The organism is Ruegeria sp. HKCCA4008 (genome assembly GCF_013033125.1).
In the GTDB taxonomy this organism is placed as follows: domain Bacteria; phylum Pseudomonadota; class Alphaproteobacteria; order Rhodobacterales; family Rhodobacteraceae; genus Ruegeria.
Map to the genome: position 1 here is coordinate 64574 of NZ_WQDM01000004.1, position 22282 is coordinate 86855.

Below are 22282 nucleotides of genomic sequence, written 5' to 3' on the forward strand. Positions count from 1 at the left end.
CATGACCGTAAAAACAACACATGTTGGCTCTCTGCCCCGAACGCAGGACGTCGTGGATTTTATTTTTGCCCGCGAAAACGGCGAACCTTATGACACAGGCGCCTTTGATACCTGCATGGCCGACGCCGTGGCCGAAACGGTGCGCAAACAGGTCGAAGCCGGTGTTGATATCGTCAGCGACGGCGAAACTTCGAAAATCTCCTATGCGACCTATGTCAAGGATCGCTACACCGGGTTTTCGGGCGACAGCCCTCGTAACGCGCCGGCAGACTTGAAGATGTTCCCCGGCTTTCTGCAAAGACTGGCCGATGACGGCGGTACGCCACAATACGCAAGGCCGATGTGCACGGGTGAGGTGCGATCAAAAGGGCAAGGCGAGTTGCAAAAAGACATCGCCAACCTCAAGGCGGCCATGGCTCGACACGGGGCCGAGCGCGGCTTCATGAATGCCGCGTCTCCCGGAGTGATCTCGTTGTTTTTGCAGAATGATTTCTACCCTACGCGAGAGGCCTATCTGGCAGCGTTGGCCGACGCGATGAAGGACGAATACGAAACCATCGTCGCCGCCGGGTTGGACCTGCAACTGGATTGCCCCGATCTTGCCCTGTCGCGCCACATGCTGTTCACCGACCTGTCGGATGAGGCGTTCATCAAGATTGCCGATATGCATGTCGAGGCACTGAACCACGCGCTTCAGAACGTCCCGCAGGATCGGGTACGGGTACATATCTGCTGGGGCAACTACGAAGGCCCGCATTGCTGTGACATCGCCATGGACAAGGTCTTCAGCACCCTGATGGCGACCAAGTCGCGCTATGTCCTGTTCGAAACGTCCAATCCGCGGCATGCCCATGAATGGACTGTCTTCCGGGACCGCAAGGCCGAGATTCCCGATGACAAGGTTCTGGTGCCCGGCGTGGTCGACACCACGACCAATTTCGTCGAACATCCCGAACTTGTGGCCCAACGGATTGACCGGTTCACGGAAATCGTGGGACCGGACCGGGTGATCGCGGGCAGCGATTGCGGCTTTGGCACTTTTGCGGGTTTCGGCGCCGTCGATCCCCAGATCGCCTATGCCAAGCTGGCGGCGTTGTCCGAAGGGGCAAAGCTGGCTTCGGCATGAAACCTCTGATCTTGTTGCCGGGCATGATGTGTGATGCCCGGCTTTTTGGCCCTCAGATCAATGCTCTGTCGGGCAAAATGCCCGTGATGACCTTTCCGTTGTCTCATCACGACAGCATAGAGGCCATGGCCCAGGATATCCTCGGGAATGCGCCGCCGGTCTTCGCGCTGGCCGGGCTGTCCATGGGGGGTATCGTGGCCATGGAGGTCACGCGCCAAGCCCCCGAACGTGTTTCGCGTCTGGCCTTGCTTGACACCAATCCACTGGCGGAAAAGCCAGAGGTAAAAGCGCGTCGTACGCCGCAGATGTCCGCTGTTCGTAACAGTCAGCTGAGGACCGTGATGCGTGACGAGATGAAGCCCGGTTATCTGGCTGACGGACCGAACCGGGGGGCGATCCTGGATCTGTGCATGGCAATGGCCACCGACCTGGGCCCGGACGTTTTCATACGTCAGTCCAAGGCACTTATGAACCGACCGGACCAAAGCAAGACCCTGACGGCTTATACCGGACGGGCTCTGGTTTTGTGCGGACGTGAAGACCGGCTATGCCCAGTTGAACGCCACCGACTTATGCATGATCTGCTGCCACGAAGCGCGCTTGAGATCATCGGCGACGCGGGCCATCTCCCGACATTGGAACAACCTAAAAAAACAACAGCGGCGCTGTCCCGCTGGCTGGAGGACACATGACACCGTCCCTTTTGTCTTTGCTTCGCAAAGTCGATACGCCAACTGTCTGCAATGCCATCGAGGTGGCACAGGGCAGGCGCGGGTTCGACAGGTTCACGCGTGGCATCATGCTGAGCTCGGCCCCCGAAGGGCCTGCCATCGTCGGCTATGCGCGCACCGCCAAAATAGCTGCGGTCAATCCCCCGACCGAGCCGCCCGACATCATCAAAGCCCGACGCATGGCCTATTACAAGTACATGGCCGAGGCACCCGGCCCTTCAATCGCCGTGATCGAGGATCTGGATTATCCCGATTGCATCGGCGCTTATTGGGGTGAGATCAATACGACGGTTCACAAGGGTTTCGGCATGTCTGGCGCTCTGACCAACGGTGTCATGCGGGATCTCGGGGATTTGCCCCAAGGGTTCCCGGTTGTCGCGGGTTCCATCGGCCCGAGCCATGGTTTCGTCCACGTCCGCGAGATTGACACTCAGGTTTCGGTTTTTGGTCTGACAGTTGACCCCGGTGATCTTGTTCACGCCGATCGTCATGGCGCATTGGTCATACCGAATGATGTCGTTGATCAATTGGAAGCTGCAATCCATAAGCTTTTGGCGACAGAACGTATTGTTCTGGACGCAGCCCGCGAGCCCGCGTTTGATTTCGAAGCATTCGAAACCGCCTGGGCCGCCTTTGAAAAAGCACGGGTCTGATCACAAGGGTCGGAGACAATGAAAGCCGGCTGGGTGAAATGCACTTACAAGCCCCTTGCTCGTCAACCCAAAGCAAGACGGCCTCTGCCAACGCAATGCCCGTGACGAAGGGTTACCCACATCTGTCTGTCCGGTGGCGGCGTCGCGCCGCTGCCGGTGACGCCCGAACGAAAACCGGACCGTTTCAGGCAGCAGTCCATTACACCGGAGTGTACGGGGTTTCAGATCCGTTCAGCCCCGCGTACAATCCGCGTTTCCAGACAGTTTCCCGAAAGAACAATCAAACCTTGTGAGAAGCGGCGCCCTGCGCATCCCTTCGCTGTTCTCCGATCACGTTCAGCATGGCATCTACATCTGTACGTACGGTTTGTGTTGCCGCTTCGCGCACCGGGCCAAAACCGCGGATATCCAGCGGCGCTGACAGGATCTTCAGGCAGGTTTCCGCCTCCAGCTCGGGGCTGGATTTTTCAATGCGATCCAAGACAGCCAGAAACCAGGCCAGGGTTTCGTTTTCAAGCTTGCGGTCCCTTGAAAACCGGAATGGATCAAGCCAGCCGCCGCGAAGCCTGCGTGCACGCGAAAGGAGCCTCAGAACGGGGGTCATCCAACCACCATAGCTTCGCTTGCGCGGTCGCCCGCGTGCATCCTTGCGACCGGTCAGAACCGGTGGCGCGAGGTGGTATTTGATCCGAAAATCCCCTTCGAACTCGGACCGCAATTGTTTCTCGAATTGTTGCGATGTCAGCAACCGAGCAACCTCGTATTCGTCTTTGATTGCCATGAGGCGAAACAGGGATTTTGCCGCAAGCGAAAGCGCTTCCTCGCGTATCTGGTCAGGCAGTGCTGCGGACAGACGGGCCAGGCGATCCCGGTACTGTTGCGCATAAGCGGCATCGTGATAGATCGCCAATTCATCGGACCGGTAATCGATTATCTGCTGCGACGATTCTTGCGAAAAGCTCTTTTCCTTCGCATTCAGCATCTGCGGGTTTGCAGCGATCACCCGCCCCAGATCAAAGGCCATTATGTTGGCCTCGATCGCGGTTCCATTGAGCTTGATCGCCTGTTTGATTGCAACCTCACTGATTGGAATGTTCCCCAGCTGCCACGCGACACCAAACAGCAAGGTATTGGCAAAGACCGAATCCCCCAGCAAATCCACGGCCAACTGGTTTGCATCCAACGCGAAGACATTTTCTTCGCCGACGGTCCGGCGTATCAGCGCTTCTCGTTCGTCGACCTTGAGCTGGGCATCGCGGTGCAAAACAAGGTCGCCTGTTGGCATTTCCGCACGGTTCAGTACGACTTTTGTGCCCTTGCGATAGTGAACCGAGGCTTTGGGCGCCGAAGACACGACCACGTCACACCCAATGACGGCGTCGGCGCTTTTGGCCTCAATTCGGACCTGATTGATTTCTTCGGGCGTGCGGGCAATGCGAACATAGCCGACAACCGTACCGAATTTCTGGGCGAACCCGGTAAAATCCAGCACGCTGGCGCCTTTGCCTTCCAAATGCGCCGCCATTGTCAGAACGGCGCCCACCGTTACGACACCGGTGCCGCCGACCCCGCCGACCAAAAGATCGTACGGCGCGTGCAGGTCAGGAAGCTGCGGGTCGGGAACCTTGGCAAGAAGCGACGGGATATCCAGTTTCTGCTTGGGTTCTTTTCGCCGCATCGCCCCTTCCACCGTAATGAAACTGGGGCAAAACCCGTTCAGGCAGGAAAAGTCCTTGTTGCACGAGTTCAGGTTGACCTTTCGCTTGCGACCCAATGGGGTTTCCAAGGGTTCGATACTCAGACAGTTGCTTTCGACCGAGCAATCGCCGCAACCTTCGCACACCGCGGGGTTGATGAAAGCAAACCGCTTGGGGTCTTCAGTTTTTCCACGCTTGCGGCGACGACGTTTCTCGGTGGCGCAGGTCTGCTCGTAGATCAAAACCGTCACACCTTGGATGTCACGCAACTCACGCTGCACGGCATCCATCTCTTCCCGGGGGTGAAAGCTCGTTCGTGCCGGAAAATCGCTGGAATCGAATTTTGTTATATCGTCAGAAACCAAGGCGATCCGGTCGACACCTTCTGCGCGACAGGTCTGGGCGATCCCGGAAACGCTGATAGGGCCATCAACAGGCTGCCCCCCCGTCATTGCCACTGCGTCATTGTACAGGATCTTGTAGGTGATGTTCGTACCCGCAGCCACGGCCTGGCGAATGGCAAGCGACCCGGAATGATACCAGGTGCCCTCGCCAAGGTTTTGAAAGATATGTTTGTTGCCATTGTATTTCGAGGCAACAACATGCGGCACACCTTCGCCCCCCATCTGCGCATAACCGACCGTGTTGCGGTTCATCCAACTTGCCATCACGTGACAGCCGATGCCTGACGCAGCCATGCTTCCATCGGGGACTTTGGTGGATGTGTTGTGGGGACAACCCGAGCAAAAATACGGAGCCCTGACCGCACCCGGAACATTCAGAACGGATGGCGGTTCGTCCGTCAGCGCCTTCGCCTTTTCCAGAAATCCCTCTTCCGGGAAAAAGCGGTCGAGTCGCTCTGCAACGACCGGAACCAGGTTCAACGGGCTCAACTCTCCGGTCCAGGGAATCAACGGATCGCCCGCTGCGCGGTGTTTTCCGACCATCTTTTCGGGTTTGTCCCCCGGCCAGTCATAGAAATATTCCTTGAACTGGCTTTCAATGATCCCGCGTTTTTCCTCGACGACCAGCACCTCTTTTTTGCCACGGACGAAAGACAACGCATCGCGCCGCGCCAAAGGCCAAACCATCCCGACCTTGTAGATGTCGATGCCCAAACGGCGGCATCCGCTTTCGTCGAGCCCCAGAAGACGCAGCACTTCCATCAGGTCCAGATGGCTTTTGCCCGTTGTGACAATCCCGAATGGGGCATCCTTGATGTCATAGATGCGCCGGTCGATCGGGTTCGCCTCGACAAAAGCCTCGACTGCCCGCAACTTGTGTTCGATCCGCGTCTCGATGGCCGGGCTTGGCAAATCGGCGCTGCGCACGTGCAAGCCGCCCGGCGGCAGATCTATTTCCGGCAAGGTAAATTTACGGTCCGGCTTCAACCGCACGGATTGCCCGCTTTCCACGGTTTCCGAAATCGCCTTGAACCCGACCCAGGTGCCCGAGTATCGGCTCAGCGCGATCCCGTATTCGCCGAACTCCAGGTATTCAGCCACGTTGGCCGGGTTCAGCGTTGGCATGAACCAGGTCATGAAGGCGACGTCGGACTGATGCGGCATTGAAGAAGACACGCAGCCATGATCGTCACCCGCGACAACCAGAACCCCGCCCTTCGGCGACGAGCCATAGGCATTGCCATGGCGCAACGCGTCCCCTGAACGGTCAACTCCGGGGCCCTTCCCGTACCACATCGAAAACACGCCCTCGACTTCACAATCGGGATCAAGCGAGGCCTGCTGGGCACCAAGAACCGCTGTGGCGCCGAGGTCTTCGTTTACGGCCGGCATGAATGTGATCCTGGCCGCCTCGGTTTCCTCTTTCGCTCGCCACAGCTCCAGATCCAAACCACCAAGAGGAGACCCCCGATATCCGGAAATGAACCCGGCCGTGTTGTTTCCCGCTGCTGCGTCCCTGCGGGCCTGGTCCAACATGATGCGCACCAGAGCTTGCGTTCCCGTCAGGAAAACACGACCCTCTGAGGCTTTGTATCGGTCCGACAGGGCGTAAGTATCGAATTTCAGGGACTGGTCAGTCATGGATGCCTCGCCTTTTCTGGGTATTTTACCGGAATCCTTTGAGGAATCTGTTCTAGCTTCCCGCCATTTCCGGATACTTTTGAAAAATCCTCTCTTATTTTGTCACGTTATGGGGTATTTTTCTCGGATGCTTCTCGACTCACGTGACTGCCAACTTCTCGCGCTGCTTCAAAAGGATTGCCGCATCTCAAATGCTGACCTTGCAGAACGGGTGGGCATGTCATCCTCTGCCTGCTGGCGTCGAGTCCGCGTGTTTGAAGAGGCCGGCCTGATTTCGCAGTACCGTGCCGAATTGTCGCCTGAACGCGCCGGGCTTTCGTTTCAGGCCCTGGTGCATGTTCATCTGACCCGGCACAATCCGGAACATCTTGAACGCTTCATTGCAGCGATCGAAAAGCGCCCGGAAGTTATGGAATGCTACGCAACGACCGGGCAGGCAGATTACCACATGCGGGTGATCTGCAAGGATATCGGGGCTTACAACGTTTTTCTTGAAGAATTCCTGTTTCGCCTGCCGGCGGTGGAAAGCGCGCAAACAAATGTCGTTCTGCGCGAAATCAAACGCAGTAACGCCCTGCCCATTCCTTCCTTTTGAGATCGGTTCCCCGGGTGGGACTTGCCGTCCGGTATCGGCTTTGTTGCAAAGCTTTGAACGCACCAAGCAAAAGTTCCACTCGAACATGTTCCCAAGCTACGATTTGGCCCGCCAAACTCCACGGAATTGATGTTCATAGAATTTTTCAAGGATCAGGTCTGGGAACGCCCCCAAAAACCGTCGCGCAATTCAGCTTCAAGGCAGGTAAAACGTGGTTGCCTTTTCGACCGCGACCTTTTGGATTCCGCCTTCTGCGCCGCGCTCTGGGCGGAAGCTTCCATCGACGCCGAAAAGCCGCAAAACCGAATTTCGAAACTGAAGCCATTTTGTTGCTTCGCGTTTCGATCTTCCTGTTTTCTTTACCCGTGCTTGCATCGAGTCCGGCTCCTGTTCGCTGCCGTCATCAGAAGTGTAGCATCATTCCTTTGCTTTTTCAGATTTTTATCACAGAACCTTCCGGCTATTTCGCAATTTCGTCGATCAGCCGCGTCTCGAGAAGCTGGCCATTCTGGTACAGCACCGGGTAAGCAATAGATGCGATATGGCTGTTGAACTCCCGGAACGCCCGCAACGTCTCAAGATGAATATCACTGGTTTCGAAGCTTTCCCGTGACCCGTGCTGCAATCGGCGCAGATGTCGTTTTCGGCTTTCACGTTCCACCCGTTTGATTTCGGTCTTCTCAAGGCTTAGCAGGCGCGCGCTTTCCAGATCGTCTGAAATAAGCACGTTTGATGCCAGCTTCATGTTGGCCAGAATGCCCTCGTGCATCTGAACAAGTTCCGACCAGCCTTCCTGCGAAAAGCTCGAGCCTTTGGCCCGCATTTCACCCGCCAACACGGTCAAGCGCTTGGCCACGACATCACCGGCGGTCTCCAGCCGGATAGCGAATTCCATCAGGTCGCGTGCGGATTTTTCATCCTTTTTTTCATATACATCCGGTGGAATCGCCGAAACGAATGCCCTGATCCCGGACAAGCAATTGTTCACGTCCTCGTCGATGGCCTGTACCGCTCGAATCTGTTGTTTGTCGCCACTGCGATACAATTCCAGGCAAGGCCGGAACATGGTTTCGACTAGGTCGCTCATCCGCAGCAGTTCACGCTTGAGGCTTGGCAGGGCCTGGCTGGGATTTGCCACATTGCCTATGTCCAACGCGCTGGCGGGTCGTGCCGGTTGCGAAACCAGTTCCTTCTTCTGATCCGGCAAAAACCTTTCGAACAGGTCCTTCAATTTCCCGCAAAATGGCAAGGCCAGAAGCAGCAGTGACAGGTTGAACAAAACATGCACATTGACCAGCATCTGCCCGCCTTGCGGGTCTCCTAACATTCCGGTCCGCAAAGCCATGTTGGCCGCAAACAAACTCACCAAAGCCCAACTGCCACGCAATGCCAGGTTGGCGTATGGAATGCGCCGGGCCTGGACTGGCATGGCGCGGGTGAGCCAGACCGGAATGAAGGCAGAGCCGAAATTCGCGCCAAACACCAAAGACATCCCGGCGGCGAACGGGATCGCTCCGATCTGCACAAGGGTGACACACATGAGGATGGCCGCCACCGAAGAATGCATGATGAAAGCCAAGGCGCCCCCGACCAGAAACGCGGTGATATAATCGCGCGCCAGATAATCTGCCACCGCGGGCAGAAATGCGCTGTCCCGAATGGGATCCATTGCCTCGCGAAGGAACCGAAGCGAGATCAGGATAAAGGCCACACCCATCAGGATGCGCCCCATTTGCCGGGTTTTTTTGGAGTCGGTCTTTACGAACAGATACCCGCCAACCGCCAACAGCATCGGAACAAGCCAGTCCAGTCGGAACGAAAGAATCTGGATGATCAGCGCCGACCCCAGATCGCCGCCAAGTACAATCGCAAGGCCGGCAGGAAAACTGAGCATTCCACTGGCCGCAAACCCCGAGGTCAACAGAGCAACGGCCGCCGAGCTTTGCAGCACGACCGCCATCATCAACCCAACCACCGAGGCCTGAAGGTAGCTGCGTTGTTGGGTCATTACCCGCTGGAACGACGCCCCATAGCTGCGCTCGATCCCGGTTCGCACCATACGAACCGCGTAAAGCAGCAGCATCGTCGCCCCGGCAAGGCTGATAAGGAAGCTGACAATTGCCATACTCTACCCCGTTATTCCTTTTGGCCCAGCTTGTCGCGGCGCATTGTATTGTTCATGTTACCGACCGCGATTGGGAAGGGATACATCCCATTTTTGGCCTACAAGGCGTAAACTCCTGTAAGCTTCACCGCAAGCACTTGACCGCGCTTTGACGGAACATCCGTCACCTATGAACTTGGCCAAGGGCGCCCGGAAGGGCGCGGCCCCTGATCCTCTATTGTGACACGAGATCGGTAAGGGGCGTCAACTCTCGGCCTTGATTGCAGCAATTACGATGTCGATTGCGCGGTCCAACTCCAAACGCGAGATCGTCAGCGGCGGTGACAGAGTCAGAACGCACCCCTGGCTGATCTTATAGCTCAGACCGGCCTCAAGGCAGGCATAGTAGATCCGTTCGGCGCACGCGTTTCCCGGTGTTTTGTCGGCGCGATCATCGACGATTTCGATCCCGAACATCAGGCCCCGCCCCCGGATGTCTCCGACAATCGGAACGTTCTGAAGTTCATCCATCAAGCGACCAATGGCATGTTCACCCAATTCGGCTGACCGGCGAACCAGGCCTTCGTCTTCGATGATCTGGATCGTCGTCAAAGCGGACCGGGCGGTGACCGGGTTCTTTTCGTGCGTGTAGTGCCCGATGGCATAATCTCCGCAGACATCCAGCTGTTTGCGGGCGACACAGGCGGCAATAGGCAGGATGCCGCCGCCAAGCGCCTTCCCAAGTGTCACGATGTCCGGGATGATCTCGTCATGTTCAAAGGCGAACATCCTGCCCGTCTTACCAAGACCCGTCGGGATTTCATCCATGATCAACAGCGCCCCGTGACGGTTGCATGCCTCGCGCACCGTCTTCCAGAACCCCGGCGGAGGGACATAGGGCACGGCGCGCATCGGTTCCGCAATGACCGCCGCCACATCTCCTTCGCGCTCGAGGACATATTCCACCATTTTCGCACAGGCCAGCCCGCAGGTTTCGGGGCCCGCATGATTGTACGGGCATCGATAGCAGGCGAAGGGGGCGACATGTTCGGTACCGGACAAAAGAGGCCCCGCAATGTGACTGCGAAAGGTCGCCTCTCCGCCGACACTTGCAGCGCCGAACCCTGCGCCATGGAAAGCATCCCAGAAGCTGATCGTTTTGAACCGACCCGTAGCGGCGCGCGCGATCCTGAGGGCAACCTCGTTGGCGTCAGAGCCGCCGGTGGTAAAGAGCATTTTGCCCAGATCACCAGGCACGATCTCTGCCAGTTTTTCAGCCAGCTCCACCGCCGGATCGTTGGTGAAGCGGCGGGGCGCAAAGGGCAGATCGTCAAGCTGTGCCTTTATGGCGGCGACCAAGCGGGGATGGCCATACCCGATGTGGTGCACCGAGTTGCCGTGGAAATCCATGTACCGGCGGCCCTCGATGTCTTCGATCCAGAGCCCTTCGGCCTTTGCAATGGTGCTGACGCAGGGTGAGGACAGAGATTGATGCAGGAACACGTTCGCATCGCGTTTGAGCAATGGCGATGATTTCGGCCCCATCGACTTTTGCAGCCACGCCTTGCGCGCCTCGGACGTGTTTGATTCCCCTTCAGTGTGGACAATTTGTGGCATCGCCGCTCCTCTTTGCCGTCATCGAAAGATGCGGACCCCGCAAGGCCCGCCAGTACCAGGGAGGAACTGTGTTGCCCTTTCCGCAAAAGGGGTAAGGGCAACAGACTCAGTTAGGCCACGGCAGCGAATAGGTTTTGACGTTGGTGAAAAACTTCATCGCTTCGATGACGCCTTCCTTCACCCCGTTTCCACTGTCCTTGATGCCGCCAAAGGGCGACATTTCAATGCGGTAACCCGGCTGTTCCCAGATGTTGCAGGTGCCGACGTTCAACCCGTTGATGAAGGCAATCGCCCGGTTCAGATCGTTTGTGCAGACACCCGAAGACAGGCCGAACTCGGTTCCGTTGGAAATTGCCATCACTTCTTCGTCGTTGTCCGGCACGCGAACGATCGGCACGATGGGTCCAAAGGTTTCCTCCATCACCAATTCGCTGTCATGGGGCACCTTGTCGACCACGATAGGCGGCAGCAGCGCACCCTGGCGACCGGGGTGGTACAGAATTTCAGCACCTTCTTTTTCCGCCTGAAAAACGCGGTTTTCAAAAACCTCGGCGGCCTTGTCATGGATCACGCATCCAAGTTCGGTTTCCGGGTCTTGAGGATCGCCGAACTTGATCTTCCTGGCCTTCTCAAGAACCAGCGGCACGAATGTATCGGCCACGCTTTCCTGCACGAGAATGCGCTTGACCGCCGTGCAACGCTGGCCGGAATTTCCGGTAGCCCCCGCCACCGCAATGGCTGCCGCCTTGTCCAGATCGGCCTCACTGAGGTCATTCAGAACGATCAGAGGATCGTTGCCGCCAAGTTCCAGCGCCTGACGCTTGTAGACGCCCTTTTCGGCGATCATCTTGCCCACGGGCACACCGCCGGTGAAGGTGATGATATCGATGTGTTCATTGGTGATCATTTCGTCGCCGATGTCACCGGGCCAACCTGTCACGACCTGGAACATCTCGGGCGGCAAGCCGGCCTCATAGAGTATGTCAGCCAGTGTCAATGCGGTCAGCGGCGTCAGCTCGGTCGGTTTGCAAACCATGCAATTGTTGGTGGCAATCGACGGCGCGATCTTGTGGCTGACCATGTTCAGCGGGTGATTGAACGGCGTGATTGCGCTGATTGCTTTCACCGGCTCTCGGGTGGTGAAAATCTTGCGGGCCTTGCCATTGTGGGTCAGGTCGCAGGAGAAGATCTCACCATCATCCTTCAATGCCTCGGCCGCCGCGAATTGATACACGTCCTGCGCGCGCTTGGTTTCGTAGATCGCATGCTGGTGACAGATCCCCAACTCCAGCGTCAGCCATTTCGCAAGATAATCGCGTTTTTCGCCGATCAACTCGCCCGCCCGTTGCAGGATCTGGCTGCGCTCGTATCGGGTCAGCTTGGGTTTGAAATTCGCCGCAATCTCGAACGCCCGGCGCGCATGTTCGGCTGTACCGGCTGGTACGTGACCCACAACCTCGTTTGTGTACGGGTAGAGAACGGGAACGGTGTCGTCTGTAAAGACAATCTCGCCACCGATCCGCATTCCCTCGTTGCGTACTTCGATTTTCGACATGGTCTGATCTTTCATAGCTTACTGTGCCGCCGCTGTTGTTGCGTAGAAGAAGGCATCGAAATTGCGCAGCACGGGTTGGTTTGGCAGGTCGATGACACGGTTCACGATGAAGGGAACTTCCTGCTCGGTCAAACCACCATGGCTGCGCAACGGTTCTTTGAGTGCTGCCAGATCGTGGCGATGCTCGGACGTGCCGATGCAGATGTTTTCACCGGAAACCATCACGATGTCGCCAATGCGGTCGCCCGGCAATTCGAATTGCTCGATCGCCTCGGCCTTGGTCAGCACATGAGTGATGCCGCTGGTCGCCTTGAGCTTGCGGATGATGTCGTCCTGGTCTGCTCCGTCAGGCAAATAGGCGGTTGCAAAAGACCCCAACGCGCCATGATGCACAACGTATGGATCGGTAATCGGAAGAATGACCCGCGCCGCATCCTTGCCCAGCCATTCGTCCATCAGGTCTTGCACGTACACCACCGAGGGGGATCCATCCGCCAAATGCTTGGGCTTCATGCCGTGATCCGCGGTCACCACGATGGCCGCACCCAGTTCATCCAGTTCGCCCAGATACCGGTCGAACATGGCATAGAAATCGAGAGCGCCTTTTTGATCGGGTGCAAACTTGTGCTGGATATAGTCGGTGGTCGACAAATACATCACGTCGGGCTTGAACTCTTTCAGCAGCTTGACGCCAGCGGCAAAGACAAATTCGGAAAGTTCTGCCGAGTAGACCTCGGGGACGTCCATGCCCAGCCATTTGCTGGCGTTGTCGATGCCATGTTCCGCCAGCGTCGTTTCACCCGACCGTTCGGAAGAAAACGCAACCGCCCTGCCCTCGTCAAATTTTAGCCCGGCCCCCAACAGCGCGCGCAGCTTGTCCTTGGCGGTTACCATCGCCACGCGGAAACCCGCGTCGTAGAATTGGGAAAAAATGGTCGGCGCACGCAGGAAGCGGACATCATTCATCATCACTTCCTCGCCGCTGTCAGGGTCGATGAGGTAGTTGCCGCAGATGCCATGCACGATCGGAGGGCGCCCGGTGGCAATCGAAAGATTGTTGGGGTTGGTGAAGGACGGGATAACGGAATGGGCCAGTCGGTCCGTACCCTCTTCGCGTATCCGCTTGAGATTGGGCATCAGCCCTTTCGCAATCGCGACATCAAGGTATTCGGGCTCGCATCCATCAAGGCAGATGGCAATAGCAGGCACCTTCGGCGTCGGATAGACGCGCTCATTTGCTTCGACGGGGGTTTGAATGGTCATCTGTATTTTCCTTGATGTTTAAGCGGCCAGCTTGGCGCGTTCTTCCAGTGCCCGAAGAGGAGGAGCGGCGTTTGTCACGCCCATTTCTTCCAGGGATTCCTTTGCTGCGCGCACGACATTGCGCATGACGTCTTCGTCCATCTGACCGATGCATCCGACGCGGAAACTGTCGACGACGGTCAGCTTGCCCGGGTAGATAATGAACCCTTTGTCCTTCATCAGGTTGTAGAACCGATCGAATACGAATTTCTCATCGGCGGGGCAGAAGAACGTGACGATGATCGGGCTGAGCCAACGATTGTCCAGCAGCGTTTCGAAACCCAGTTCACGCATGCCTGCAACCATGACGTCCCGGTTGCGGGTGTAACGCGCGCCGCGGCCGGCAACACCGCCTTCAGCGGCATGCGCCCGAAGCGCTTCGATGAAGGCGGCGACCACGTGCGTCGGCGGGGTAAAGCGCCACTGACCGGTCTTGTTCATGTGCGCCCATTGGGCGTGCACATCCAGAGACAGGGAATGACTGTTACCCTTTGCGGCTTCCAGCTCGTTCTTGCGCGCCACAATGAAGCCAAATCCGGGAACGCCCTCGATGCACTTGTTGGCCGAAGACACCATGGCTTCATATCGAATATCCGAGGGCCTGAGCTCGATCGCGCCAAAGGCAGACATCGAGTCGATCAACAGCTTGCGGCCGGCTGCATATGTGGCCTCGGATATTTCCTCGACGGGGTTCAAGATACCCGAGCTGGTTTCGCAGTGAATGGCAACAACATGCGTGATGGCCGGGTCATCCGCGAGAATGCGCGCAACCTCGTCGCCCCGTGGCGGCAGGTAATCGCCCTTGTCCAGCACGATATGGTCTCGGCCCAGATACTGTAGCGTTTGCGCAGAACGTTGCCCATAGGCGCCATTGGCCAGTACCAGCGCCTTTCCTTCCGGCGGAATAAACGACGCCAGCATTGCTTCGACCGAGAAGGAGCCGCTGCCCTGCATTGGCACGCAATCGAAGGCGTCGGCGCCGTCACCAAGCAGGCCCAGCAGGCTTGACCGCAGCTCTCTTGTCATGGCGCGAAAGTCGTCGTCCCAGCTGCCCCAGTCCTTCAGCATGGCCTCTTTCACGGCATAGGACGTTGTCAAAGGACCGGGTGTCAAAAGGTATGGTTCGCCGAGGCGCGGTTGCTCGATTTTTGGATGGGATGGCGTCATTACCGGGCTCCAGAACAGCGTTTTCACAAACACCATTGCAGCAACGGTTGCTATATGTGAAATTGCAAATATCAATCTAATTATAAGTGCAGCCTATGCACAAATCATTGGGGACCGGTGATGCGGCACAGCCAGCTCAAAGCCTTTCATTACGTGGCCAAACATGGCGGGTTTTCCCGCGCGGCCGAGGCGCTTTTTCTGACGCAGCCGGCGATTTCCGAACAGGTTCGAAAGCTGGAACAGGATCACGATCTGTTGTTGTTTCAGCGCGAACGAAAACGCGTGAACCTCACCCCCGAAGGCGAACAGCTTTACCGGTTCACAAAGCAGTACTTTGAGATCGAAGATCAGATCGAGGACTACCTTTCGGAAACCAAGGCCGCAATCGACGGGGAATTGCGGATCATCGCCGATTCAGCGCATCACATGACGTCTTTCCTGGGGTCGTTTCAAAAGAAGTACCCCAAAATCACCATCACCGTGCGGTCCGGAAACACCGAAGAAATTCTGGAGGAACTTCGGTCGTACAATGCCGAGATCGGTGTTGTCGGCAGCCTGTCCCCCGGCAAGGACATGGATGTGTTGAACCTGGGGTCCACTGAAATCGTGGCCTTTGCCGCCCAAGGTGTGCTGTTGGCATCCAAACCTTCGCTTTCTTTGGAAGAACTGGCCGATCTGCCGCTGGTTTTCAGAGAGCACGGGTCAAAAACACGTCAGAAACTGGAAGAAGAAGCCGAAAGGCGCGGTATCACGTTGAATCCTGCAATTGTTGCGGAAGGGCGCGAGGCCGTTCGCGAGCTTGTGGCCTCGGGCGCAGGCATCGGATTTGTCTCTCAGGCAGAGTATGGGCATGATGATCGGTTGCGACAAATCAAGCTCAAGGACGTGAAGTTGCAAATGGGTGAAAGCATGATTTCGCTGTCGCAACGGCGCAACGTAAAGATCATCCGAGCCTTCATGGACTTCGCCCAGCGCGCGCTGGAAGAAAAAAGCCCCCCCGCCGATACCTGACCGGCGGGGGCAGGGTTCTTTTGGTTACCGGCTTCGCCAAGCCTGAGTGCGCTTGAGAATGCCTTTTGAAGCAATCAGGTGAACGATCCGGGCAGCCGCGTTGGTGTAAAAGATCATCATGCCCATCGCCGCCGCAGGCGCGATATCCCCGGCATCATCCATGTTCAGCACCGCGATGGACGCAAGCGTCGTTTTGGGAGAGTAAAGAAACACCACTGCCGACACGGTCGTCATCGCATTGACGAACAGGTAGATTGAGATGTCCAACACCGCCGGCAGACAAACCGGAACCGTTACCCGTGCGAACAGCTTCATTGTCGGCTGTTTGAGCGAGGCAGACACTGACTCAAATTCTCTGTCCATTTGCTTGAGCGCGGTGACGGCCGTCAGGTGCGATACGGTGTAGAAATGCGTCACAGTGCAAATCACCAAAATCGCCATCGTGCCGTAAATCCCGTTCAGCGGATTGGACGGATTGTTGAAGAAGAAAATATATGACAGCCCCAATACCATGCCTGGGATCGCCATGGGCAGCATCGCGAACATCTGGAAAATCGACCGGCCGGTTCTGAACCCGTTTGATTTTTCCACCAGATAGGCCCCGAAGAACACAACCGTCGTGCCGATGACTGCCGTCAGCAACGCCAGTTTGATCGAGTTGAAATACGACCCCCAGCCGCCGCCGTCCATTCTGTTGAACTGATAGTTCTTGAGGCTCAGACTCAGGTCGTAGGGCCAGAACTTGATCAGCGCCGCAAACTGACACACTGCCAGAAGACCAACGATGAACAGGCCGATCAGGCTGCAATAGATCAGGAATATTCGGTCAGCTTTCGGGTTCGGAGTCGCCTGATATGGCACGGAACGCGCTGAAAGCAGCGCAACCTGCTTGGACTGAACCATTCGATCGATGGCAAAAGCCAGAATGGCCGGGATGACCAGAACCACAGAGACCACGGCGCCCATTTCAAAATTCTGCTGGCCGATCACCTGTTTGTAGATATCCACGGCAAGCACGTTGAATTGACCACCGATGACCTTCGGCAATCCGAAATCGGTGATCACCAGGTTGAACACGACAAAGGCCGCCGAGATCAGGCCATAGCGAGCCCCGGGAATGGTTACGGTCCAGAAGGTCCGCCATGGCGTCGACCGCAAGCTGGCCGCAGCTTCATACAGGCGCGCGTCAGATATCGCGAGCGCGGTCGATATAATCAGAAACGCGTGCGGAAAGGTAAAGAAAACCGATCCGATCACGATGCCTATGGGGCCGTAAATGCTGGCACCGAACAGCAACTCCTTGATCATGCCCTGATTGCCGAACAGGTAGACCAACGCGATGCCCGGCAAAAGCGACGGAACCAGGATCGGTGCCATCGCAATGAGGCGAAAAACACCCTTGAACCGCATGCAGCTTCGGTTCAGCGCATAGGCGAACCAAAACGCCAGTGTCACCGTCACGATGGTGCTGACGACCGAGATCCAAAGCGAGTTCTTGATCGAATTGAACAGTGCCGGTGTCGAGAAGTAGTTGATGAAATTGTCCAACCCTCGCGACTGGACCGGCCGCATTTGCACCCGGCGGAACGTGTTGGAATCCAGCTCGACCCAATCGGTGCCTTCATTCAATGTCGACCCGACCAGAAAGCGCCCGGTATCCGTCGTGTTGCGGATCTTGTACATCACCGGGCTGCGAAAGCTGAAATCAGGAAAGAATCCGGTCACCGGCAAGCGCCCGTCCGAACCCGTCACCAGATCAGAGTCGGAATAGACCCCCAATTGCTTGTTCAACTCGTCCGCCGACAGGATCGTTCCATCAAAGACGCCTGCGTCGTCACTTACCTGAAACTCGTACTGGGACAGCTCGACCCGATAGGTCGAAAACGACTTGGACAGCATCGTGTAAAGCGGCAACGCCAATGTCACGACCAGATACAGCGCGATCACCATCATGCTGCCGCGCATCAGGATATCATCACGGCTGAGCTTGGGCTTGATGTCCGGCCCGACCGGCAGGCTGTCCTGATTGGTAGAAACCGAGCTCATGCCTTGGCCTCCGGCACTTCAAACGCCATAAGGCGGTTCTCGGGAAGCTCAATCACCACGCTGCGCCCCTCTTCCAGTTCCAGACGACGCACGGCGTTGATCGAGAAATCCGCGATCAGTTCCGATGATCCGAACTTCTCGTTGTTCAAGCGGCAGCGCCAGAACGAGCCCAGGAACTCCATCTCATCCAGCGTCACCTCTATGCAGTTCCGATTGCCGCCCGTGTCGAGATAACCAGCTTCATGAGGGATGATGTCTTCGGGTCGAATGGCCGCAATGATCGGGGTTCCATCGTTGAACTTGTGGCTGAGGCAGGCAAAGGTCTTTTCCCCAACGCTCAAACGTCCGCCTTTGGTGACCTGTGAACGGATCTGGTTCATTTCACCGATAAAGTCGGCAACGAACAGATTGGCCGGTTCCCGGTAGATTTCGGTAGGGGGCCCCACCTGTTCGATCACTCCGTGATTCATGACTACGATCCGGTCTGCCATGGCCAGCGCTTCTTCCTGATCGTGGGTCACCATCACGGTGGTCACACCCAGCTTGCGCTGCAACTCCTTGATCTCGTGCCGCAGATGAACACGTACTTTGGCGTCCAGCGCCGACAGGGGTTCGTCCAGCAGCAAAAGTCCGGGGTTGGTCGCGATGGCACGCGCCAGCGCAATCCGCTGCTGCTGACCACCTGACAATTGCGCCGGATATTTCTTGCCCTGATCCGGCAGACCAACCAGGGTCAAGAGTTCGTTTACGCGAACAGCGATATCCGATTTGCTGCGGCCGGTGTTTTCAAGGCCAAAAGCGATGTTCTTTTCAATGGTCAGATTTGGGAACAACGCGTAGGACTGAAACACGATCCCGAAATCACGCTCGGACGGAGGCAGATTGGACACGTCCTTGCCATCCTGCATGACCGTACCCTTGGTCTGCAAATCCAATCCGGCGATTGCCCGCAAAAGAGTGGTCTTGCCGCACCCGGACGGGCCGAGGAAACAGACAAACTCGCCCTCGTTGATTTCCAAAGAGATGTCCTTGAGCGCCAGAAAGTTTCCGAACGCTTTCCACAAATTCTGGATGCTGAGATACAGTTCACCGGGTGGTGTTTTCTGAAGCACGGGAGAGGTCCTCACATCTGCACCTCGGGCACGGCCGGTCCTGGCCGGTTGAAACCGGGTGAGTAAGTTGTTTGTCGGGGAACAAGAGACTGGTGCGCAGGAGAGGCACGAAAGCCTCTCCTGCCAATGGGGTTACTTCGCTTCCGACTTTCCGTCATAGCGAGACTGCCATTCCTTCAGGATTGCCGCGCGATTGTTGGCGGCAAACTCAAAATCATTTTCGATCATTGCATCCAGAAGACCCTCTGGGAAGTGCTCAACCGGTTTTGCAACGCCCGGATAGGCGACAACTGCATAGCCGGTGTTGTACATCTCGTTGGCTTCCTTGGTGACGGTAAAGTCCACCAGCTTCTGCGCGGCCTCCAAATTGGCGGTGCCAGCAACAATTGCGGTGGCTTCCATGTCCCATCCCACGCCCTCAGAAGGCACGATGATCTCAAGCGGCGCGCCGTCGGCTTTGGACTTTGCCCCGCGGAACGCAAAAGAAATGCCAATCGGGATTTCGCCCGCCGCCGCCAGTTTGCAGGGTTTTGAACCTGAATGGGTGTACCGCGCGATGTTCTCGTGCAGCGCATCCATGTATTCCCAACCACCTTCGTCACCGAACATCTGCAACCAGCTGGACACATCAAGGAAACCGGTGCCCGATGAGTTCGGATTGGGCATGATCACCTGATCTTTGTACATTGGATCGGTGAGATCCTTCCAGGATGTCGGCGGGGTCAACCCGGCCTTTTCGGCCTCCACGGTGTTGTAGCAGACGGATGCAACCCAGGCGTCCATGCCGACCCAGGCAGGGGGGTTGTCGCCATCAACAAATTTTTTGTCCAGCTTTTCCACACCGGCCGGCGCATAAGGCTCCAACATACCTTCTGATTTCAGCAGTAGCAGCGACGTGGCGGCCAGGCCCCAAACTACGTCGGCCTGCGGATTATCACGTTCTGCCAGCAATTTCGCCGTAATGATCCCGGTCGAGTCGCGAACCCAATTGATCTTGATATCAGGATGGCTTTGATTGAACGTCTCGGCATACCGGGCCAAGTCTTCCGCCTCGACTGCGGTATAAACTGTCAATTCCGTTTCCGATGCCGCCGCCGTCGCCGTCAGCGCACCGATAGTCAGAGCTGCGAGAAGTGATGCTTTGTGTTTCATTGTGATCCTCTGTTGGTAGTAATGTTATTTTCGCCATTCTTGCGCGGCGTTAGAACTCGATTATTGTGCACCGATTGTTTGACAGCAGTTTGACAGATAAAAACGCCAATAAAAATCGATTATATCTTCGATGTCATAAGCATTTCCTATAGATGAAATCCGCCCGCCCCAGATGATCAGCGCGGAACTGGACCATGACGATCAACAGATCATCAGGGCATGTCAAAGGCGCTGAATTCTTCAGACTTTCCCTGCGGTGGCGCAAAAAACGCTTAACGTGTCATCGCAAGGAGTCCGATCCCGATCGCGACAATGGTCGCTGCAAGAAGCCTGTTGGATTTCGGTCCTTCGCCGAACCACATCACACCAATAAGCGATGCAAAGATAACCGAACTTTCCCTGAGGGCGGATACAACACCCAAGGGCGCGACCGTCTTGGCATACAGCACCAGCCCATACGCCAGGCCAGAGATGACGCCGCCTGTCAGAGCCGCCCAGACATAACGCCTGGGCAGCGCTACGAAACGCCGCCATCTGGTCGCGAAGATAAACCCGGCAACAAAAATTTCGGCAACGAACAGTGCCGCAATGTATCCCAGTATGTTCCCGGACAGCCGGATACCAATGCCGTCCACAATCGAATAGGACGCTATCATCAGACCCGTGCAAAACGCCGCCGCCACGGCGACCCAGCTTGTGTTTCGGCCCAACCCGATCAGGGACAGGCACCCAATCCCAGCCGAGATGCAGACAATGCCGACCCACGCGATCGGCGGCAGAAACTCACCCGCGAAAAGAATGGCACCCACCGTGACCAGGATTGGCGTCATCCCGCGTGAGATCGGGTACACCACCGACAGATCTCCATGTTTGTACGCGGTGTTGAGAAACCAATAGTACCCCCAGTGGATCAGGGTCGAGCCGATGATGAAGGGGAACGCCGCCCAAACCGGCAAGCCGATAAAAGGCAACGCAATCAGCGCAGGCACGGCGTGGCCAAGCGCCACCAACCCCAAAACAACCGCTTTGTCGGGCGCGCCTTTGACAACCGCATTCCAGAGCGCGTGCAACACGGCTGCGATCAATACGATGAGAACTGCCTGTAATGTCATTGTGGCCCGACGATATGAGCTGAATATTTGACTTGCGTCACAATTCGGCTTTCAGAGCGTTTGTTTGCGCGCGCGCATGCAGTGGCTCGACCAAAGCTTGACCTGTATCGCGGCGGCAACGGTTTAGGGGGCTCAAACCCGCTGGGCAATGCAACCCCGGCGAGGGGCGGATCAGGTTGGTCATTGCGGATTGGTTGCACAACTGACGATCCAGACCAGCCGCATGCCATGTGGTGCCACGGCTTGGTTACCCCTGCTCAATAAGCACCACATCACGATGCAACTTTCCGGTCAGATGATACGCAACCGTGCAGCCAATGATGATGCCTCCGACAATGACATGCTGCGCAGTGCGGAAGTTTGGTGTCAGCCATCGGGTCGCTCCGTACTCAGGGATTCGGATTTCCCTTCACCCTATTTGTACTTTGCAAATTTTGGCAATTTTTCCTGTTATTGCGTCATGCGATCACAATATCCACGGGCTGGCTTTGCAGCGCGCCAGCAATGCTATTTGGCAACTCCTCATCCACCACCAGTGTCGCTTTAACCGGCAGAGGTTTCATTACGATCGGACCAACCATGTCGAACTTGCTGCTATCAGCCAGGATCAGCGGCCGCTGCGACCGCTGCATCATCATATGACGCAGGTTGGCGCCTTCCAGCGAGAAATCCGTAAACAATGCCCGAGAGCTCACACCGCCGACCCCGATCAACGCATATTCTGCATTGTACCGCGACAGGTGGTCGAGCGTGTCCAAACCCAATGTGGCATTCTCTGAAAAATCCAGCCGCCCGCCCAGCAGCGTGACTTCGGCGGCCGCCGGCGCCAACACAGATGCAATCGCCAAATCATTGGTATATATGGTAAGATTTTGCCGTACAGCGGCCAGAGCCTGCGCCGCCGCCACTGTCGTTGACCCGCTGTCGATTATCACGCTGGCCCCGTCCGGGATCACGCTTGCCACATAGGCTCCAATCCGTTCCTTGCCTTGCGGGTTGGTTTGAGCCCGGTCGGCCATCGGAGGTTCCCGCCTGCGGATACTGGTCGCGCCGCCCCGCACCTGATGAAGCTTGTTCTCCAGTGCCAACTGTTCAATATCCTTGCGCACGGTTTCCCGTGACACACCAAGCCGTTCCGTCAGCGAACGGATCGAGACCGCAGGCTGGCGCGAGACTTCTTCCAGTATGATGGCGTGGCGTTCAGGTGCGAGCATTGGCCGGCCCTTTGGTTTTGGACTGCACGAATATGCCAAAATT

16 protein-coding genes are annotated in these 22282 nt (G+C 56.8%); 5 read left to right on the top strand and 11 right to left on the bottom strand.

Annotated elements, in window-relative coordinates; all coding sequences use genetic code 11:
- Position 1 precedes the first annotated feature (1 nt).
- Genes GOW60_RS10820 through GOW60_RS10830 form a run of 3 tightly spaced genes read left to right on the top strand, consistent with a single transcriptional unit; the run spans position 2 to position 2510 of the window.
- Positions 2-1126, top strand: coding sequence for a cobalamin-independent methionine synthase II family protein (locus GOW60_RS10820; RefSeq protein ID WP_171229267.1), 1125 nt, complete (start codon positions 2-4; stop codon positions 1124-1126).
- Complete coding sequence (locus GOW60_RS10825) at positions 1123-1818, top strand: alpha/beta fold hydrolase (RefSeq protein WP_171229268.1); 696 nt, start codon at positions 1123-1125, stop codon at positions 1816-1818. The genes GOW60_RS10820 and GOW60_RS10825 overlap by 4 nt, the downstream gene beginning before the upstream one ends.
- The gene (locus GOW60_RS10830) at positions 1815-2510 is read left to right on the top strand and encodes an RraA family protein (protein WP_171229269.1); all 696 of its coding nucleotides are present in this window, start codon (positions 1815-1817) and stop codon (positions 2508-2510) included. The genes GOW60_RS10825 and GOW60_RS10830 overlap by 4 nt, the downstream gene beginning before the upstream one ends.
- Before the next feature lie 280 nt (positions 2511-2790).
- Here the strand turns inward: GOW60_RS10830 and GOW60_RS10835 are convergent, their stop codons facing one another.
- Entirely contained in the window at positions 2791-6252 is a 3462-nt protein-coding gene (locus GOW60_RS10835; protein WP_171229270.1) for an indolepyruvate ferredoxin oxidoreductase family protein, read from the bottom strand.
- Between the two features lie 127 nt (positions 6253-6379).
- Here GOW60_RS10835 and GOW60_RS10840 point away from each other — a divergent pair, with 127 nt between their 5' ends.
- On the top strand, positions 6380-6847 hold the full coding sequence (locus tag GOW60_RS10840; protein WP_171229475.1) for an Lrp/AsnC family transcriptional regulator: 468 nt from the start codon (positions 6380-6382) through the stop codon (positions 6845-6847).
- A 460-nt stretch (positions 6848-7307) separates the two neighbouring features.
- Here GOW60_RS10840 and GOW60_RS10845 read toward each other — a convergent pair whose 3' ends face one another.
- The 5 genes from GOW60_RS10845 to GOW60_RS10865 all read right to left on the bottom strand — a co-directional run bounded on the left by GOW60_RS10845 (position 7308) and on the right by GOW60_RS10865 (position 14592).
- A complete protein-coding gene (locus GOW60_RS10845) occupies positions 7308-8972 on the bottom strand; it encodes a Na/Pi cotransporter family protein (RefSeq protein WP_171229271.1) in 1665 nt (554 codons plus the stop codon).
- A 243-nt stretch (positions 8973-9215) separates the two neighbouring features.
- On the bottom strand, positions 9216-10568 hold the full coding sequence (locus GOW60_RS10850; protein WP_171229272.1) for an aspartate aminotransferase family protein: 1353 nt from the start codon (positions 10566-10568) through the stop codon (positions 9216-9218).
- 106 nt (positions 10569-10674) lie between these two features.
- Positions 10675-12138: a phosphonoacetaldehyde dehydrogenase gene (gene phnY / locus GOW60_RS10855; RefSeq protein WP_254443907.1), complete on the bottom strand. Its 1464-nt coding sequence runs from the start codon at positions 12136-12138 to the stop codon at positions 10675-10677.
- 3 nt (positions 12139-12141) lie between these two features.
- Entirely contained in the window at positions 12142-13386 is a 1245-nt protein-coding gene (gene phnA / locus GOW60_RS10860; RefSeq protein ID WP_171229273.1) for a phosphonoacetate hydrolase, read from the bottom strand.
- Positions 13387-13404: 18 nt separating this feature from the next.
- On the bottom strand, positions 13405-14592 hold the full coding sequence (locus GOW60_RS10865; protein WP_171205932.1) for a 2-aminoethylphosphonate--pyruvate transaminase: 1188 nt from the start codon (positions 14590-14592) through the stop codon (positions 13405-13407).
- A gap of 120 nt (positions 14593-14712) precedes the next feature.
- Between GOW60_RS10865 and GOW60_RS10870 the strand changes: the two genes are divergently transcribed.
- Complete coding sequence (locus tag GOW60_RS10870; RefSeq protein ID WP_171118368.1) at positions 14713-15603, top strand: LysR substrate-binding domain-containing protein; 891 nt, start codon at positions 14713-14715, stop codon at positions 15601-15603.
- Between the two features lie 24 nt (positions 15604-15627).
- On the opposite strand, the gene GOW60_RS10875 is transcribed toward GOW60_RS10870, so the two are convergent.
- The 5 genes from GOW60_RS10875 to GOW60_RS10895 all read right to left on the bottom strand — a co-directional run bounded on the left by GOW60_RS10875 (position 15628) and on the right by GOW60_RS10895 (position 22239).
- A complete protein-coding gene (locus GOW60_RS10875; RefSeq protein ID WP_171229274.1) occupies positions 15628-17649 on the bottom strand; it encodes a putative 2-aminoethylphosphonate ABC transporter permease subunit in 2022 nt (673 codons plus the stop codon).
- The gene (locus tag GOW60_RS10880) at positions 17646-18761 is read right to left on the bottom strand and encodes a putative 2-aminoethylphosphonate ABC transporter ATP-binding protein (RefSeq protein ID WP_371807901.1); all 1116 of its coding nucleotides are present in this window, start codon (positions 18759-18761) and stop codon (positions 17646-17648) included. Before GOW60_RS10880 ends, GOW60_RS10875 begins: the two co-directional genes overlap by 4 nt.
- Before the next feature lie 132 nt (positions 18762-18893).
- The gene (locus GOW60_RS10885) at positions 18894-19913 is read right to left on the bottom strand and encodes a putative 2-aminoethylphosphonate ABC transporter substrate-binding protein (RefSeq protein WP_171229275.1); all 1020 of its coding nucleotides are present in this window, start codon (positions 19911-19913) and stop codon (positions 18894-18896) included.
- 272 nt (positions 19914-20185) lie between these two features.
- Positions 20186-21025, bottom strand: coding sequence for an EamA family transporter (locus GOW60_RS10890; protein ID WP_171229276.1), 840 nt, complete (start codon positions 21023-21025; stop codon positions 20186-20188).
- Between the two features lie 458 nt (positions 21026-21483).
- Positions 21484-22239 carry a DeoR/GlpR family DNA-binding transcription regulator gene (locus GOW60_RS10895; protein ID WP_171229277.1) on the bottom strand — a complete coding sequence of 252 codons (756 nt, stop codon included), beginning with the start codon at positions 22237-22239 and terminating at the stop codon, positions 21484-21486.
- Between the last annotated feature and the right edge of the window lie 43 nt (positions 22240-22282).